The organism is Streptomyces sp. NPDC056738, assembly GCF_042790435.1.
GTDB lineage: Bacteria > Actinomycetota > Actinomycetes > Streptomycetales > Streptomycetaceae > Streptomyces.
The window spans coordinates 274839-291534 of sequence record NZ_JBHTZF010000008.1; the positions used below are offsets into that span (position 1 = coordinate 274839).

The window sequence follows — 16696 nt, forward strand, 5'->3', positions numbered from 1 at the left end:
GGCACCTCGGTGACGTGAGCTTGTCAGAGGGGCGGGGGGTACGGCGATGATGTGCCGGGGCGGGTTTGCGCCGTGGCCGATTTCCGCCACGACGACGCCGGCCGGCCGGAACGCAACCACGGAGGGACTTCGCCGCATGCTGGGAGCGATAGGTCTGGACGAGACCCACGAAACGGCGTACCGCGCGCTGGTGTCCGTGGGCGCCGCCGAGGTGCCCGATCTCGCGCGCCGGCTCACGCTCGGCGAGCACGAGACGGAACGCGCGCTGCGCCGGCTGGAGCTGCGCGGCCTGGCCGCGCAGTCCTCGGCGCGGCCGGGCCGCTGGGTCGCCGCGCCGCCCGGAGTCGCCCTCGGCGCGCTCCTCACCCAGCAGCGCCACGAACTGGAGAAGGCCGAGCTGGCGGCCGCGCTGCTGGCCGAGGAGTACCGGGGCTCGGCGGGCGAACCGGCCGTCCACGACCTGGTCGAGGTGGTGATCGGCGCCGCGGCGGTCTCCCAGCGCTTCCTCCAGCTCCAGCTCGGCGCCGTCGAGGAGGTGTGCGCGCTGGTCACCGGCACCCCGATGGTCGTCTCCGGCACGGACAACGACGCCGAGGAGCAGGCCGCGGGCCGGGGTGTCCGCTACCGCGTGGTCGTCGAGCGGTCCGTTCTCGACCAGCCCGGCGGGATCACCGAGCTGTCCGCCGCGCTCGGCCGCGACGAGCGCGTGCGGGTCGTGGACCGGGTGCCGACCAAGCTGGTGATCGCCGACCGGGCGCTCGCCATGGTGCCGCTCACCTCGCACACCGCGGAGCCGGCCGCGCTGGTCGTGCACGCGAGCGGACTCCTGGAACTGCTGGCCGGGCTGTTCGAGTCCGTGTGGCGGGACGCGCTGCCGCTGCGGCTGGGCAGCCGGGGTGTGCTGGAACAGGAGGCGGACGGCCCCGACACCACCGACCTGGAGATCCTGTCGCTGCTCCTCGCCGGGCTGACCGACGCGAGCGTCGCCAAACAGCTCGACCTGGGCCTGAGGACCGTGCAGCGCCGGGTCAAGCGGCTGATGGAGCTGACCGGCGTGACGACCCGGCTTCAGCTCGGCTGGCACGCGTACGAGCGCGACTGGGTCGCCCGGGGCTGACCTGCGCGCTCCCGTCCGCTCGGGCAGTCTGGGCAGATGGGAGCGTGGGAACTCCTGCTGGTCGGCGTGGTGATCCTGCTCGGCCTGGTCGGAGTACTGGTGCCCGGTCTGCCGGGGTCGTGGCTCGTCTGGGCCGCCGTGCTGTGGTGGGCGCTGAGCTACCCGCAGACCCTGTCCTGGGCCGTCCTGGTCGCCTCCACGGCCGTCCTGCTGCTCTCCCTGGCCATCCGCTGGATGCTCCCGCCGCGACGGCTGCGCGAGAGCGGTGCCACCACCCGGATGGCGGTGTACGCCGGGGGCGGGTCGTTCCTCGGCTTCTTCCTGGTCCCGGTGGTCGGCGGCGTGGCCGGTTTCATCGGCGGGATCTATCTCGGTGAACGGCGGCGCCTGGGCGGGCACGGCCCGGCGAAGGCCTCGGTGCGGACCGCGATGCGCGCGGGCGGCTGGAGCGTGCTGACGGAGTACTTCGCCTGCCTGCTCATCTTCGGGGCGTGGCTGGGAGCGGTCATCTGGGGCTGAGGCGCTTCGCCACCAGGGTCCGCAGGTCGATCGTGTCGGCCAGGGCGCGCATGCCGGCGTCGTTGAAGTGCAGGTGGTCCCCGGGGTCGTACGCCGGGAGGATCCGGCTCGGGCGGTCCGGGTCGCGGACGGCGGCGTCGAGGTCCGCGACCGCGTCGAAGATCCGGTGGGTGCGGATGGCGGTGTTGACGGCCTGCCGCACGGCCTCCCGGGCGGGGGTGTACGCGCCGTGGCCGCCGTACGGGGTGATCGTGCCGCCGATGACCCTGATGCCGCGGGCGTGGGCGCGGCGCACGACGAGCCGGTAGGCGTCCTCCAGGGCCCGCGGGTCCGTCTGCTCCGGGGTTCCCTTGATGTCGTTGATGCCCTCCAGCACGATCATCGTGCGGACACCCGCGCGGGAGAAGACGTCCGTGTCCAGGCGGGTCAGCGCGCTCGGGCCCCGGCCGTCGAGCAGGAGGCGGTTCCCGGAGACGCCCGCGTTCAGGACACCGGGCCTGCGGTGCGCGGGAAGGGCGCGCAGCCGGGCGGCGAGCCGGTCGGGCCAGCGGTGGTTGGCCTCGAACGAGGAGCCGGTGCCGTCGGTGATCGAGTCGCCGAGCGTGACGACGCTGCCCTCGGCCGTGGCGCCGCGCACGTCGACGCCCGTCACGTAGTACCAGCTGTTGACCTTGGCGGTGTAGCCCGCACCGCTCTCCTGGGCGGTCCGGTCGCCCCCGGGCGCGACGAAGTTGGCCTGGAGCGCGGAGCGGTGGTAGGTCGCCGGACCGGAGTCGGCCGGGGTGTGCACCGAGACGAGCAGGTTGGCGTCGGCGGGGACGCGCAGCGCGACGGGGTCGCTGACCAGGTCCCGGCCGGCCGGGACGGTGACCGATCCGGCTCCGGCGAAGGTGACCGCGCGCACGGAGCCCGCGACGGCCCGGGGGCTTCCGGGTGCGCCGGGAAGCTGCAACGCCAGGGTCACGGAACCGAGCAGGAGCGGCCGCGTGCCGAGCCGGTTGGACAGCCGGACGCGCGCGGCCCTGCCGCCGACGCTGGTGTGGACGACATTGCGGATCGAGGCGCCGGGCAGCGCGGGCGCGGTGCCGGAGGCCGCGGCCTCCCAGGTTCCCGTCCAGGTCCGGGCCGGCTTCGGGGCGCTCCGGCCGGGCGCGGGCCGCGCTTCGGCGATCACACCGGTGGAGGCGAGGGCCAGGGTGGTCGCCAGGGGGACGAGAAGACGCCGGAACATGATCGCGCGGGGCATGCGGCGATCGATTCCCCGCGCGCCGACCCTCGCATCACATCATCACACCGTCGGACGCGCCCGAACGGGGCCGACCAGGGCCGAACGGCGTCGTCCGAGGCCCGGCACACCCCCGAACGGGGCCGGCCGGGACCTCACGCGCCGGATCAGGCCCGGGACCGGAGGGGACGGGCTTGGACCGGAGGGGACGGGCGGGGACCGGAGGGGACGGGCGGGGTCCGCCTCTCCGCCTGCGGTCCTAGGACCGCAACCCGATGCGCCGGGGGCCGGGGGCGTGTTTGGGTGCTGTCATGACCGAATTCAGTGAGGCCGAGCGCGCGTATCTGAGGTCGCAGCGGCTGGGACGGCTGGCGACCGTCGACCCGCTCGGGCAGCCCCAGGCCAACCCCGTCGGCTTCTTCCCCCAGGAGGACGGGACGATCCTGATCGGCGGCTACTCGATGGGCACCACGAAGAAGTGGCGCAACCTCCAGAAGAACCCGAAGGTGGCGCTCGTCGTGGACGACATCGTCAGCGTCCAGCCGTGGAAGGTCCGCGGCGTCGACATCCGCGGAGAGGCGGAACTCCTCACCGGTGCCCACGACTTGGGCCCGCACTTCAGTGAGGAACTGATCCGGATCCATCCCCGGCGGATCCACAGTTGGGGCCTGGAGGACTGAACTCCCCCGCCGCCGCCCTCAGATGGCACACGGCGTACGAGCGCCAGGGCCGCCAGGTGTCCGGGGCGTCGGTGCCGGGCGGCGCCACGTCCGGGTCGCCGAGGGCCCGGGTGCGGATGACGGCTGCGGTGCGCTCGTCCATGCCGGGCAGCGCGAGCAGCGCCGCCCGCGTCTCCTCGCGGTCCGCACCCGGGTCGAGCCGCAGGGTGCCGTCGGCGAGGGCCGCGGTCAGCGCGCCGAGCGGACCACCGGGCTCCGCCTCCGCGAGGACGGCGGCCTCGGGGAAGACATGGGTGAGCGTCTCGCACTCGGCGTCCAGCGTCTTGCCGTACCGCAGCACCAGCCGCTCGGCCTCCGCGGCCCCGACCAGCGCGCGTACCGCGAGTTCGTCCGGATCGGCGGCGCCCGGCGACCGCAGGCCCGGCCGTGCCGCGACCAGGGGACCCAGCCGAGCGTCCGCTCCCAGCCGCTCGTCGACGGCGTACGGATCGGCGTCGAGGTCGAAGAGCCGCCGCAGCCGCTGCACGGCCGTGGTGAGGTCCCGGAGATCGGTGAGGTGCAGCCGGGCGTCGAGCCAGCCTCCGGGGTGGGCGGTGTCGGCGGGGCCCGGTGCTCCGTCGGTCCGGTCCGGCGTGCCGGCCCGGGAGCGGCGGCCCGCCGGGGTCCCCGGCCGTTCCTCGACGGCCACGATGCCCGTGCCGTACGGCAGCCGCAGCGTCCGGCGGTAGGTGCGCCGGCCGCGGCTTCCGCGGACGGCCTCGACGCCCGGGACGGCCTCGGCGGCGAGCAGGTCGAAGACGGCGGTGGACTGGTAGGGGCCCCGGTGGGCGAGGCGGAGCGGGACGCCCGCGGCGGGGGTGGCCGCGCTGCGGGCGGCCGGAGCGCTGCGCGGCGCCGCATCGCGCAACTGGCTCGGCGTGGACGCGTAGACCGTGCGGATCGTGTCGTTGAACTGGCGCACGCTGGCGAATCCCGCCGCGAACGCGATCTGTGTGACGGGGAGTTCGGTGGTCTGGAGGAGGATCCGCGCGGTGTGCGCCCGCTGGGCCCTGGCCAGTGCGACCGGGCCCGCGCCGACCTCCGCGGTGAGCTGCCGCTGGACCTGGCGGGTGCTGTACCCGAGCCGCGTGGCGAGGCCGCCGACGCCCTCGCGGTCCACGACGCCGTCGCCGATCAGGCGCATGGCGCGGCCGACGACGTCGGCCCGTACGTTCCAGGCCGCCGAGCCCGGCACGGCGTCCGGGCGGCATCGGCGGCAGGCCCGGAAGCCGGAGCCCTGCGCGGCGGCGGCCGTCGCGTAGAACCGCACGTTGCGCCGCTTCGGCGTCACCGCCGGGCAGCTCGGCCGGCAGTAGATCCCGGTGGTCCGCACGGCGAAGAAGAACTCCCCGTCGAACCGGGCATCCCGGCTCCGCACGGCCTCGTACCTGGTGTCCTCGTACCTGACGTCCTCGTCGTTCACCCTTCCAGTGTGTCCCCGCCCGACGGACAGAGCTGGCGGAATTCGGACACGACACCCGGACCGCGGGGCGCCCCGCCCGGGCCGGGTGCGGAGGACCGGCGAGCAGGGGCGGCGGCCCCGTGGCCCGGAGCCGGGCGGGGACAGGTCAGTTGCCCGGCGGGCAGGGGCGGAGGACCGGCGAGCAGGGGCGGGGGCCCGGCAGGCAGGGGCGGGGGCCCGGAACCGGCCCGGAGCCCAGCAGGGACCGGCCCGGAGTCGGCGGGGATCGGTCCGGAACCCGGCAGGCAGGAGCGAAGGGCCGGCGGGCATGCGCCGAGCACCCGCCCGGCCCGGAGCCGGCGGGGCCGGTCCGGAACCCGGTGGGGACGCACACAGCGCTCGTCAACCGGCCCGGAACCCGACGGGGACCAGCCCGGAACCCGGGAGGCAGGAGCCGAGGGCCGGCGGGCACGCGCCGAGCACCCGGGGACCGGCCCGGAGGGAGACCGTGGGGACGGACCGGAACCCGGCGGGCGGTGGCGGAGGGCCGGGAGGTCCGGGCCTCCGCCCCGGGGGCGGCTACCAGCGGCCCCGCTTCGCCTCCATGGCGGCGCGGCCCTCCGCCCCCTTCCGCTTCCAGTCGCGGCGGATCTCGGCGCGCAGCCGGGCGTCCGTCTTGGCGACGATCCGCTGGTTCTCGCGGAGCAGCTTGCGGTAGCTCTCCAGCCGCCGCTCCGGCAGGTCGCCGGAGTCGACGGCCGCGAGCACCGCGCACCCCGGTTCGGCGACATGGGCGCAGTCCTGGAAGCGGCAGTCGGCGGCGAACTCCTCGATCTCGGAGAACACCTGCCCGACCCCGCTCCCGGCGTCCCACAGGCCCACTCCGCGCAGCCCCGGGGTGTCGATGAGGACACCGCCGCCGGGCAGCACGAGCAGATTGCGGGTCGTCGTGGTGTGCCGCCCCTTGCCGTCCATGTCGCGGGTCGCCTGGACGTCCATGACGTCCTCGCCGACCAGCGCGTTGGCCAGGGTGGACTTGCCCGCGCCGGACTGGCCGAGCAGCACGGCCGTGCCACCCGCGAGCACGGCCTCCAGGACGTCGAGACCGGCCCCCGTCGAGGAGCTGACGGCCAGGACGGTGACCCCGGGCGCGGAGATCTCCACGTCCTGCACGAGGTGGGCGAGGGTCGCCGCCTCCGGGACGAGGTCGGCCTTGGTGAGGACGACCACGGGCTGTGCGCCGGACTCCCAGGCCAGCGCGAGGAAGCGCTCGACGCGGCCGAGGTCGAGTTCGACGGCGAGGGAGACGGCCACAACGGCGTGGTCGACGTTGGCCGCGAGGATCTGCCCCTCGGACCGCTTGGAGGAGGTGGAGCGCACGAAGGCCGTACGGCGGGGCAGATACGCCCGTACGTAGCGCGGGTTGCCGGCCGGTTCGACGGCGACCCAGTCACCGGTGCACACGACGCGCAGCGGATCGTGCGGTGTCACGAAGGCCGTGTCGGCGCGGACGACGCCCTCGGCGGTGGCGACGTCGCACTGCCCGCGGTCGACGCGGATCACCCGGCCGGCGACGAGCCCTTCGGAGTGGTAGGGAGCGAACTCGTCCGCCCAGGCTTCGTCCCAGCCGTACGGAACGAGCGAGGAGAGCCCCAGGGAGGCGGACGGGGTCGGGAAGGCGGAGCTGGAAGTCAAGGGAGACCCTTCACAAGGGTGGCCCCGGCGACGCGCACTGCGGCGCGAAGGAAAGGTGGAAGGTCAGCCGGCGGCCACGGAGGTGGACTTGATGCACTTCTGAATGCGGGCAGCGCCCATCGCAACGACAGCCATCGGTCACACCTCCTGGTACTCGCTCGAGGCCCACGCCTCGATGCCGACGCGTGAACTGTATCCGGGGCCCCGCCGGGCCCGTCAATCGAATTAAACGCCCCGACGGATCACCCTGCCGTCGTGCAGCTCTCCCCGTTGAGGGTGAAGGCGTCCGGAGCCGAGTTCCCGCCGCTCCAGCTTCCGTTGAAGCCGACCGCGAAGGAACCGCCCGCGGCGACCGACCTGTTGTAGTCCTTGGCGGAGGCGGTCACCCGGGAGCCGCTCTGGGCGACGGTGCCGTCCCACATCTGCGTGACCCGCTGGCCGTCGTCGAAGGTCCAGCCGATCCGCCAGGTGTCGAGGGCCTCTTCGGACGTGACGGTGACGGTGGCCTGGAAGCCGTCCGTCCACTCGTCGACGAGGTCGTACGTCACCTCGCAGGTCGCGGGGCTCTTCGTGGAGTTCGCCGGCGGTGTGGAGTGCTTGGATCCCGGGGCCTTCGCGGTGGCGTGCGCCGGGGACGAGGAGGACGTGCCCTGGGGCTCGGGGTCGGACTTCGAGCCGGCGTCGGCACTGGCGTCCACGGGCTCGGGCGAGACGAGCGAGCCCTCGGCGCGGGTGGTCGCGCCCGGGGAGGACACGGCCGGGTCGGCCACCGGACGGCGGTCGGCCGCGTCGCCGCGCGCGGCGGCGGCCGGGTCGTTCCCGGCGCCGAAGGGCATCAGTGAGACGGTGAGGGCGAGGCCGGAGACGATCACGGCGGCGACCAGCAGTCCGGTGCGGCCGATCCGGGGCGCGGCCTCCCTGACCTCGGCGAGACCGGTGTCCGCGGCCGCGTCCGTACGACCGCCCGCCAGCCCCGCCTCGGCGGCGCGGCGCCTGCGCTCCAGATAGGCGAGGCCGCCCCAGCCGATCACGCCGCCCGCGAGCGCGGCCGGCAGTCCGCCGCCGTGCAGCCGCAGACAGGCCGCGGCCTCCGCGCACTCCACGCACCGGGCGAGGTGCTGGGAGAGGTCCTCGGGCGTCTCGGCGCCCGGCGAGCGGGTGACCGCGTCGAGGAGCCGTGCGTAGCTGCGGCAGTCGGCGTCCATCGGGGTGTCGAGGTGGTTGCGGTGGCACCGGTCCCTGAACAGGGCCCGTACCTGGCCGAGTTCCTCGGCGGCCGCCACCGGGTCGAGACCGAGCCGCCGGGCCACCGCGGGCAGCGGGAGCGCCTCCACCTCGACCAGCCACAGCAGGGCCGCGTCGGGTTCCTGAAGGTCCCTCAGACCGCGCAGCGCGACCGGGCGGTGCAGCGGCGGCCCCGTGTAGCGAGCCGCCTTCTCGGAGTTGAGCCACAGCCTGAGGTCCGGGTCCAGCCGGTGTCCCTGGCCGTGCGCCTCCCAGGCGGCGGCGGTGGTCCGGACCGAGTTGAGCAGCAGGGGGATCCGGGGCAGCCCGGGGTTTCTGCGGCCCGTGGTCTTGGTGCGGACCGCGGCCGAGCGCGCCTCGTGGATGCCGTGGGTGAACGCCTCGGTGGCGAGCTGGGTGGCCGCGGCGGAGCCGGACGTGCACAGATCGGCGTACGACAGGACGGCGTCCCAGCATTCCGAGAACAGCGCGGCCTCGGCGGCGTCCTGGGGGGTCGGCAGGTCTGGCATGGGGGTCTCCCGCATCCACGGCTTCCGCGTGCAACGTCACACAAGCGCCCAACTCGCCTGTTTTCAGCGGGAGTTGGGGGCGACTCGACAACGGGCCAGAGCCTTTCACGGTTCCGACACAACTGACAAGCGACGCCGTCACATCATGCGGTCGCGCGATCACAGGACGATCCGTCGAACGTCCGTCGCCCCGGTCCGGTCTCCGGCGGCCCGGGCCGGGACCCGGGTGGCCCGAGTGTCGTACGGAACACCCGCCCGGCGGGAGCGAACGCTTCAACTTTCACAGAACCCCCCACCTGCCCCGGCTCCACCGCACTGCCCCCAGCCCACTGCCCGCCACCCGACGGCCGACGCACGACGGCCGACGCACGACGGCCCGGACGTCGGGACGACGTCCGGGCCGTGCGGGTGCGCCCCGAGGGCACGGGTCACACCTGGGAGACCGGCTCCTGCGCGGGGAGGCTGTCCATGAAGGAACTGACGGAGAAGACCGCGCGACCGGGGCCGGGCTCGCCGTATCCGGGCGGCGACTGGAGCCCGAAGTCGTCCATCGTGGCGCGGTAGGCCTCCAGCAGGCGGATGTGGTACTCCAGCGGCGCGCCGTTCGGGTTGGCCTTGCCCAGCGGGGTGGTCGGCTCGGGGCACCAGGTGGTGAAGCGGGGCGTGATGCCCTGCGACATGAAGAACCGCAGGCCCTCGGTGGTTGAGGCGATCGCCTCGTCGACGCTGGTGAAGCCGAAGGGCTCGGCCATCTCCACGCCCGCGACGAAGTTCGGGATCACATTGCGGGCGCCGAAGATCTCGGCGGAGTCGAGGATGCGCTTGTGCCACTCGTCACGGCCGACGTAACGCTCCTTGCCGGGGCAGTACATCTTGAACAGATACTCGTCCCACACCTCGTAGTTGGGGTGGTAGATCTGCACGCCGTAGTCCTTGAACCGCTGTACGTCGTCGCGGGGCAGCGCCTGGGCCACCACCTTGCCGATCCAGCGTCCGGGGAACCTCTCCTCGATGGCCTTGGCGTAGTGGCCGTAGAAGTCGGCCTCGTCACGGCCGGAGACCGTCTTGGTGATCGCGCCGCCGGTGAGGGTGTACGCCGTCGACGCCTTCGCGGTGTCGTACCGGTCGATGATCTCCAGGGCCTCCAGGACCTCCTCGACGTCCTTGACCCCGGTGTAGGGACGGCCCGCCGCCTTGTGCTGGCGCCAGTTGTGGTTGATGTCGCAGTACTGGCACTCCTCCTTGGCGCCGAAGTACTGGCAGACCCGGAAGACGGTGAGGTAGATCAGGTAGCCCCACTGGATCGTCGGGGCCACCTCCATCACGGACTTCCCGTTGGAGAGCTTGTGCCGGTAGTACTCGGGCATCGGCGGCACGCCGACGTCGGAGATCCGCTTCCCGTCGAGGTAGAGCCCGAGGACGCCCTCGTCGTCGGCGGCGACCCGGTAGGGCGAGGCCGGGTTCACGCGCACGGACACCACGGTGCGCCGCAGGTCGTACGGGCCGCCGGTGAGGATGATCTCCTCGGGCGGGCGCCGGAGCGCGGCCTCGCCCAGCTCGGGCAGGGTGCCGTGGTCGAAGGAGAAGATGAAGTACGACTTCGGCTTGACCTCGCCGCCCTCGTTGTCGCTGAGCGCGGACGCGTCGAAGGCCACGCCCCCGCGGAGCAGGTCCTCCTTGATGACGGCTTCCCGTGGCACGTGCGGGAACCGCTCCATCAGATCCTCGACCAGCGCGGTGCGGCTGCCCATCCCGTTCTCCTCGCTCCCGACCTGCTTCGTCTGACGTGTTCGACTCCTCACGGTATGCCCCCGCCCGGACATCGGCCGTGCCGGGTCCCCCGCGTCGCCGGAGACGGCCGCCGCGGCGGATCTCGTTTGCTCCGTCCGGGCGCCGCTGGGAGAGTCGTCGCCATGCCTGCCTTCACCTCGTACGACGGGACCGAGCTGGCCTTCGACACCCGGGGGGACGGGCCGCCGGTGGTGTGTCTGCCCGGCGGCCCGATGCAGGACTGCGCGTACCTCGGTGACCTGGGCGGACTGTCCGCGCACCGGCGGCTGATCATGGCGGACCCGCGCGGCACGGGCCGGTCCGCGATCCCGGCGGACCCCGCCTCGTACCGCTGCGACCGGCTCGTCGACGACGTCGAGGCCCTGCGCGGGCACCTCGGTCTCGACCGGATCGACCTGCTCGGGCACTCCGCCGGGACGAATACGGCCGTCCTGTACGCGCAGCGGCACCCGGAGCGGGTCCGGCGGCTCGCGCTGATCACCCCGAGCGTCTCCGCCCTCGGGATCGGGATCGCTCCGGAGACCAGACGGGCGACGGCGCTGCTGCGCGAGGGCGAGCCGTGGTTCCCGGAGGCGTTCGCGGCCCTGGAGGCGATCGTCGCCGGACAGGGCGACGCCGACGCGTTCCGGGCCATCGCCCCGTTCTGGTACGGGCGTTGGGACGAGGCCGCGCGGGCGCACCGGGACGCGGAGGACGCGCACAAGAACCACGGGGCCGCGGCCCGTTTCGCCGACGGCGCCTTCGCGCCGGAGACCACCCGGGCGGCCCTCGCCCGCCTGACCTCCCCCGTCCTCGTGCTCGCCGGAGAGGTCGACCTGAACTCCCCGGCGCCCGCGATGACCGAGGTCGCCGCCCTGTTCCCGGACGCCGAGCTCGTCGTCCAGAGCGGGGCCGGCCACTTCCCGTGGCTCGACGATCCGAAGCTGTTCGTGACGACGACGGAGGCGTTCCTGGCCGGGCCCGCCCGCTGAGGGCCGGGTCCTACGACGCACACCCCGCCGGGTGAGACCCGGGCGGGCCGCCGGAGCGGGTCGTGCGCGCGGTCGGCCCGCCGGAGACGGGTCGGCTGCGACATGGTCAGGCGCTCCGCTCCAGCTCCCCCGCGTCGATGAGGAACTCCGGCGTCCTCCCGGACAGCAGGTGTTCGGCCTCCCTCAGGACGGTCAGGCCGAGGCGGGCGACCTCATTGCCCTGGGAGCCGGCCAGGTGAGGGGTGACGAAGGCGTTCGGGAGGTCGTGCAGCGGGGAGTCGGCGGGCAGCGGCTCGGGGTCGGTGACGTCGAGGATCGCGCCGACCCGCCCCGCGCGCAGCTCCTCGATCAGCGCGTCGTGGTCGACCAGGGAACCGCGCGCGGTGTTGATGAGCACCGATCCGGCGGGCATCAGCGCGAGTTCGCGGCGGCCGATCAGATGCCGGGTCTCCGGGGTCTGCGGGGCGTGGACGGTGACGATGTCGCTGCCGGCGAGCAGTTCGTCGAGCGGCAGCAGGGGAACACCGAGGGCGGCCGCCCCGGCCTCGTCGACGTAGGGGTCGGCGAGGCTCACCGACAGGTCGAAGGGGCGGAGCAGTTCGATGAGACGTCTGCCGATGCGGGAGGCGCCCACGACGCCGACGCGGCGGCCGAAGTTGCCGATGCCGGGAAGGATCTCCCCGTAGGGGAAGGCCCGTTCGGTGCGCAGGCATTCCCGGTGGGCGAAGACGTCCTTGCCCGCGAGCAGGATCATGGCGAGCGTGTACTCGGCGACGGGCAGGGCGTTCGCGGCGGCGGCCGAGGAGACGACGACGCCGCGCTCCCACACCTCGGGGGTCGCGAAGCCCTTCACGGAGCCGGCGGCGTGCAGGACGGCCCGCAGCTTCGGGGCCGCGTCGAGCGCGGCCGCGTCGAGGAGGGGGCACCCCCAGCCGGTGATCAGGATCTCGGTGTCCGCGAGCCGGGCCCGTACGCGCGGGTCGGTGTAGTCGACCGCCACGAACGAGGGATCGATGTCCACCCGCTCGCGCAGCCGGGCGAGGAGGTCGGGCGGAAAGATCCGCGGCACGTTCTCGGGGGTCATGGCGAACATCGCCACGGGACGTTCGGAGGGCTGATCCACTGGACGTTCGGGCAAGGAGGTGGCCTTCCGATGCGGTGACACCGAGGACAGCAAGCGCTCTCTACGGTAGATCGCGCCACGTGAGAGGGTCAACGGCTCGGTCTGCCAGCGCGGCGGACCGACGGGGTAGGTTCCCGGGGGTGGTCATTGCATGGGCCACGCACAGCGACTCGCGGGAGGGACGACAGGGATGACTCGGACCCTGACCAACTGGGCCGGCAACATCACGTACGCGGCCAAGGAGCTGCACCGGCCCTCCTCGCCCGACGCGCTGCGCGCCCTGGTCGCCGGCAGCTCGCGCGTCCGGGTGCTGGGCAGCGGGCACTCGTTCAACGCGATCGCGGAGCCGGGCGCCGAAGGCGTCCTGCTGTCGCTGGACGCGCTGCCGCCCGTGGTGGACGTCGACACGACGGCCCGTACGGTACGGGTCTCGGGCGGGGTCCGGTACGCCGAACTCGCCCGCCGGGTGCACGAGCACGGACTCGCGCTGCACAACATGGCCTCCCTTCCGCACATCTCGGTGGCGGGTTCGGTCGCCACCGGCACCCACGGGTCCGGGGTGACGAACGGGCCGCTCGCCGCCGCCGTGCGCGAGGTCGAGCTGGTCACGGCGGACGGCTCCACCCTGGTGATCGGCCGGGACGAGGAGCGGTTCGGCGGCGCCGTGACCTCGCTGGGCGCGCTCGGTGTCGTCACCGCGCTCACGCTCGACCTGGAACCGGACTTCGGGGTGAGCCAGCATGTGTTCACCGAACTCCCGCTGGAGGGGCTGGACTTCGAGACGGTCGCGGCATCCGCGTACAGCGTGAGCCTGTTCACCGACTGGGGGCGCCCCGGCTTCCGGCAGGTCTGGCTCAAACGGCGTACGGACCGGCCTGCGCCGGACTTCCCCTGGGCGGCGCCCGCGACCGAGGCCCTGCACCCGGTGCCGGGCATGCCCGCCCGCAACTGCACCGAGCAGCTCGGCGTCCCGGGCCCCTGGCACGAGCGACTGCCGCATTTCCGGGCCGAGTTCACTCCGAGCAGCGGCGCCGAACTGCAGTCGGAGTATCTGCTGGCGCGCTCGGACGCCCTGGCGGCGCTGCACGCGCTGGACGCGATCCGCGGGACGATCGCGCCGGTGCTGCAGATCTGCGAGGTGCGGACCGTGGCCGCCGACGAGCAGTGGCTGAGTCCGGCGTACGGCCGGGACTCCGTGGCCCTGCACTTCACCTGGATCGAGGACACCGGGGCCGTACTGCCGGTGGTCCGCCGGGTGGAGCGGGCGCTGGAGCCGTTCGGGCCCCGGCCGCACTGGGGCAAGGTGTTCACCGTGCCCCCGGCGGTGCTGCGCGAACGGTCCCCGCGGCTGGACGAGTTCAGGGCGCTGGCCGGCACCCTCGACCCGTCGGGGACCTTCACCAACGCCTTCGTGCGGGACTTCCTCGGTCCCCGCCCCTGATCTCCTCCACCGCGGCCGCCACCCTTCCTCCACCCCATTTCCTAACCCCTTGTCGAATGTCCCCGGCGGGCCGTAGCCTGACGCGGCGCGCAGGGGCCGACGCGCCCGGGAACCGGTGCGCGGGAGCGAGGGGAGCCCCATGAAGCGCGGTACGTCACGCGACATCCGCACCGCGAACCGGTACGAGGTGCTGCGTCAGATCATCGCCGAATCCCCCACCTCACGGCAGGAGCTGGCGGCGGCGACCGGGCTCAGCCTGGCCACGGTCGCGACGCTCGTGGGTGAACTGCTCGACCTCGGGATGCTGACCGAGGTCGGCTTCGAGGACTCGGCGGGCGGCCGTCCGCGCGGGCTGGTGGCGGTGAACGCGGCCGGCGGCGCCCTCATCGGCGTCGACATCGCGGAGACGTACGTCCGGGTCGAGCTGTTCGACCTGGCCCTGAACGTGCTCGCCCGCGCCGACGAGGACATGCGCCCCGGCGAGAGCCGCCCGGAGCAGGTGGTCGGCCATGTCGCCGCCGCCGTCGGCTCGGTGGTCGCCCAGTCCGGGGTGGAGGGCACGCGGGTGCTGGGCGTGGGGGTCAGCGTCCCCGGGCAGGTCGACCGCGACACCGGGGTCGCGGAGTACGCGCCCAACTGGGACTGGCACGACGTGCCGTTGCTCGATCTGCTCGCCGAGCACATCGCCCACCCCTTGTATCTCGACAACCCGCTGCGCGCCTGCGCGGTCGCCGAGTTGTGGTTCGGCGCGGCCCGGGGACGCGGTGACGCGGTCGTGGTCAATCTGGGCACGGGCGTGGGCGCCGGTCTCGCGCTCGGGGGCGGAGTGCACCGCGGGGTCAGCAACAGCGCCGGCGAATGGGGCCACACCACGCTGGTGCTGGACGGCCGGCTGTGCCACTGCGGCAACCACGGCTGCGTGGAGACGTATGTCGGGGCCCCTGGGATCATGCTGAACCTGCGGGAGCTGAGCCCCGGGAGCCCGCTGCTGCACCCGGAGGACCAGACCGCCACCATCGACGCCCTCGCCTCGGGTGTCGCCGCGCAGGACCCGGTGGCCGTCAAGGTCGTGCGCGACACCGCCCGTTATCTCGGCGCCGCGATCTCCGACCTGGTCAACCTGCTCAACCCCGAAGTGGTCGTGCTGAGCAGTTGGGTCGCGGCCACGCTCGGCGAACCGCTGCTGCGGGAGGTGCGCGAGGCCGTCGCCCGGCACGCGCTGCGGCGTCCGCTCGCGGCCACGGAGATCGTCCTGTCCCCCATTCCGACGGACCCGGTCTGTCTGGGCGCCGCCACGTTCGCCCTCGAAGGGGCGCTCCAGCCGGCCGGCCGGCGGCAGGCCGGGCGGACCGCTCCCGCACGGAGTCGCACGGCGCCTCCGGCGTGACTGCCGGAATCGGAGCCGAGGGCATGCGGCGCTCCAAGTGCCTTCATATGTGAGTGAGTTGACGATTCGTAGGTCGGCACGCCGAGGAAACGGGAGCCGTGACGTCCGGTATCCCGAACCCCCGGCAACGCTTCGCGCCGACTTCGTCCAACCCCTTGCCGAAGCATTGGCGGAAGGTTAACGTCCCGCACCGCACGCCACGTTCGAGCCACGACCGCACCCGACCGGCACAGCACAGCTCACTCGAACCGCCTACACGACAAGGACGTCACCATGTCGGCATTGAGCAGCAACCGGGACCGTCGATCCGTACTGCGGGCCGCGGCCGGCCTCGCCGCCCTCGGGCCGCTGGCCGCCTGCGGCGGCAACAACGGGCGCTCCGGAGGCGGTAGTTCGGGCAAGGAGCTGGTGCAGTACTTCCACGCCTACGGGGAAGCGGGCACCGAGCAGGCCATCAAGCGGTACGCGAAGGCCTACGACAAGGCGCGGGTGACCACGCAGTGGATCACCGGCAGCGACTTCGAGAGCAAGCTGTTCGCGTCGCTGCTCACCGAGAACGCGCCGGACGTCTTCGAGTTCCACCCACAGATCCAGCTCGTCAGGAGCGGCCAGGTGGCGGACCTGAGCGACATCGTGGGCCCGGTCCAGGACGACTTCAACCCGGCCGACATCGCCTCGCACACCGTCGACGGGAAGACGTACGGCGTCCGCATGATCGACGATCCGCAGTTCTTCTTCTACCGGCCCTCCCTGCTGGCGAAGGCGGGACTCGACGTGCCGACCACGCTCGACGAACTCGTCGAAGCTGCGGCGAAGCTGACGACGGGCAAGGTGAAGGGCCTGTTCCTCGGCAACGACCTGCACGCCGTCATCAACCCGATGATCTGGTCCGCGGGCGCCGACACCCTCGACGACAAGAACCGGATCGCGTACCACACCGAGGGGGTCAAGGAGGGGCTGAAGAAGATGCGGGGCCTGTTCACCAGCGGCCATCTGCTCCTCGACGCCCCCGCCGACTACTGGGACCCGTCGGCGATCGACCAGGGCCTGTGCGCGATCCAGTTCTGCGGGATGTGGGCCATGCCGCAGATGCAGAAGGCGCTCGGCGACGACCTCGGGGTCTTCCCCTTCCCGAAGGTCACCGACTCGGGCAAGCCGTCCGTCTACAACGGCGGCTGGTCGATGTTCGTCAACGCCAAGGGGAGGAACGTCGACCTGGCCAAGGAGTACGTGAAATGGCTCTGGATCGACCGGAAGAAGTACCAGGAGGACTGGTCGCTGTCGTACGGGTTCCACATCCCGCCGCGTTCCTCGCTCGCCACCTCCGCCACCAAGCTCAAGTCGGGGCTTCCCGCCGAGGGCGTCGAACTCTTCCGCGAGTACGGGCACTTCGACAACATCGGCTGGACCCAGTCCATGATCACCGCGCTCGAGGACGTCTTCGCCGACTGCGTCCGCAAGAACGGCGACCCGGAGGCCGCGCTCGACAAGGCGGACGGGACCGTGAACCGCGAGCTGAAGAAGCTCTTCGGATAGACCGGCGGACGGACCC

At 73.1% G+C, this 16696-nt stretch carries 13 protein-coding genes; 7 read left to right on the top strand and 6 right to left on the bottom strand.

The genetic code is table 11. The features are described from left to right. The first annotated feature begins 136 nt into the window (after positions 1-136). Positions 137-1117 carry a helix-turn-helix domain-containing protein gene (locus ACFRIC_RS22715; protein ID WP_382788474.1) on the top strand — a complete coding sequence of 327 codons (981 nt, stop codon included), beginning with the start codon at positions 137-139 and terminating at the stop codon, positions 1115-1117. Positions 1118-1153: 36 nt separating this feature from the next. Next, complete coding sequence (locus ACFRIC_RS22720; protein ID WP_382788476.1) at positions 1154-1636, top strand: DUF456 domain-containing protein; 483 nt, start codon at positions 1154-1156, stop codon at positions 1634-1636. Here the strand turns inward: ACFRIC_RS22720 and ACFRIC_RS22725 are convergent. Beyond that, positions 1623-2882 carry an SGNH/GDSL hydrolase family protein gene (locus tag ACFRIC_RS22725; RefSeq protein ID WP_382788478.1) on the bottom strand — a complete coding sequence of 420 codons (1260 nt, stop codon included), beginning with the start codon at positions 2880-2882 and terminating at the stop codon, positions 1623-1625. The genes ACFRIC_RS22720 and ACFRIC_RS22725 overlap by 14 nt on opposite strands. A 290-nt stretch (positions 2883-3172) precedes the next feature. Here ACFRIC_RS22725 and ACFRIC_RS22730 point away from each other — a divergent pair, with 290 nt between their 5' ends. After that, positions 3173-3541: a PPOX class F420-dependent oxidoreductase gene (locus tag ACFRIC_RS22730; protein WP_382788480.1), complete on the top strand. Its 369-nt coding sequence runs from the start codon at positions 3173-3175 to the stop codon at positions 3539-3541. On the opposite strand, the gene ACFRIC_RS22735 is transcribed toward ACFRIC_RS22730, so the two are convergent. From ACFRIC_RS22735 to ACFRIC_RS22750, 4 genes are all read right to left on the bottom strand, one after another. Next, entirely contained in the window at positions 3480-5003 is a 1524-nt protein-coding gene (locus ACFRIC_RS22735) for an AlkA N-terminal domain-containing protein (protein WP_382788482.1), read from the bottom strand. The two genes, ACFRIC_RS22730 and ACFRIC_RS22735, sit on opposite strands and share 62 nt — an antisense overlap. A gap of 558 nt (positions 5004-5561) precedes the next feature. After that, positions 5562-6677: a ribosome small subunit-dependent GTPase A gene (rsgA, locus tag ACFRIC_RS22740; RefSeq protein WP_382788484.1), complete on the bottom strand. Its 1116-nt coding sequence runs from the start codon at positions 6675-6677 to the stop codon at positions 5562-5564. Between the two features lie 242 nt (positions 6678-6919). Then, the gene (locus ACFRIC_RS22745; RefSeq protein ID WP_382788486.1) at positions 6920-8431 is read right to left on the bottom strand and encodes a cellulose binding domain-containing protein; all 1512 of its coding nucleotides are present in this window, start codon (positions 8429-8431) and stop codon (positions 6920-6922) included. 428 nt (positions 8432-8859) lie between these two features. After that, positions 8860-10182, bottom strand: coding sequence for a radical SAM protein (locus tag ACFRIC_RS22750; protein WP_382788488.1), 1323 nt, complete (start codon positions 10180-10182; stop codon positions 8860-8862). Between the two features lie 162 nt (positions 10183-10344). Here ACFRIC_RS22750 and ACFRIC_RS22755 point away from each other — a divergent pair, with 162 nt between their 5' ends. Continuing rightward, positions 10345-11193, top strand: a complete 849-nt coding sequence (locus ACFRIC_RS22755; protein WP_382788490.1) for an alpha/beta fold hydrolase — start codon at positions 10345-10347, stop codon at positions 11191-11193. A 106-nt stretch (positions 11194-11299) separates the two neighbouring features. Here ACFRIC_RS22755 and ACFRIC_RS22760 read toward each other — a convergent pair whose 3' ends face one another. Next, positions 11300-12286, bottom strand: coding sequence for a hydroxyacid dehydrogenase (locus ACFRIC_RS22760; RefSeq protein ID WP_382788764.1), 987 nt, complete (start codon positions 12284-12286; stop codon positions 11300-11302). A 220-nt stretch (positions 12287-12506) separates the two neighbouring features. Between ACFRIC_RS22760 and ACFRIC_RS22765 the strand changes: the two genes are divergently transcribed. The 3 genes from ACFRIC_RS22765 (at position 12507) to ACFRIC_RS22775 (ending at position 16680) form a co-directional block, all read left to right on the top strand. Further along, positions 12507-13757, top strand: coding sequence for an FAD-binding protein (locus tag ACFRIC_RS22765; protein ID WP_382788492.1), 1251 nt, complete (start codon positions 12507-12509; stop codon positions 13755-13757). 139 nt (positions 13758-13896) lie between these two features. Then, complete coding sequence (locus ACFRIC_RS22770) at positions 13897-15144, top strand: ROK family transcriptional regulator (protein ID WP_382788494.1); 1248 nt, start codon at positions 13897-13899, stop codon at positions 15142-15144. Between the two features lie 273 nt (positions 15145-15417). Next, on the top strand, positions 15418-16680 hold the full coding sequence (locus tag ACFRIC_RS22775; protein WP_382788495.1) for an ABC transporter substrate-binding protein: 1263 nt from the start codon (positions 15418-15420) through the stop codon (positions 16678-16680). Positions 16681-16696 lie beyond the last annotated feature (16 nt).

Bases quoted from the DNA above. Each gene is read 5' to 3' on its own strand.
- ACFRIC_RS22715 (WP_382788474.1), top strand. From the start codon at position 137: ATGCTGGGAGCGATAGGTCTGGACGAGACCCACGAAACGGCGTACCGC.
- ACFRIC_RS22720 (WP_382788476.1), top strand. From the start codon at position 1,154: ATGGGAGCGTGGGAACTCCTGCTGGTCGGCGTGGTGATCCTGCTCGGC.
- ACFRIC_RS22725 (WP_382788478.1), bottom strand. From the start codon at position 2,882: ATGCCCCGCGCGATCATGTTCCGGCGTCTTCTCGTCCCCCTGGCGACC.
- ACFRIC_RS22730 (WP_382788480.1), top strand. From the start codon at position 3,173: ATGACCGAATTCAGTGAGGCCGAGCGCGCGTATCTGAGGTCGCAGCGG.
- ACFRIC_RS22745 (WP_382788486.1), bottom strand. From the start codon at position 8,431: ATGCCAGACCTGCCGACCCCCCAGGACGCCGCCGAGGCCGCGCTGTTC.
- ACFRIC_RS22750 (WP_382788488.1), bottom strand. From the start codon at position 10,182: ATGGGCAGCCGCACCGCGCTGGTCGAGGATCTGATGGAGCGGTTCCCG.
- ACFRIC_RS22755 (WP_382788490.1), top strand. From the start codon at position 10,345: ATGCCTGCCTTCACCTCGTACGACGGGACCGAGCTGGCCTTCGACACC.
- ACFRIC_RS22760 (WP_382788764.1), bottom strand. From the start codon at position 12,286: ATGTTCGCCATGACCCCCGAGAACGTGCCGCGGATCTTTCCGCCCGAC.
- ACFRIC_RS22765 (WP_382788492.1), top strand. From the start codon at position 12,507: ATGACTCGGACCCTGACCAACTGGGCCGGCAACATCACGTACGCGGCC.
- ACFRIC_RS22770 (WP_382788494.1), top strand. From the start codon at position 13,897: ATGAAGCGCGGTACGTCACGCGACATCCGCACCGCGAACCGGTACGAG.
- ACFRIC_RS22775 (WP_382788495.1), top strand. From the start codon at position 15,418: ATGTCGGCATTGAGCAGCAACCGGGACCGTCGATCCGTACTGCGGGCC.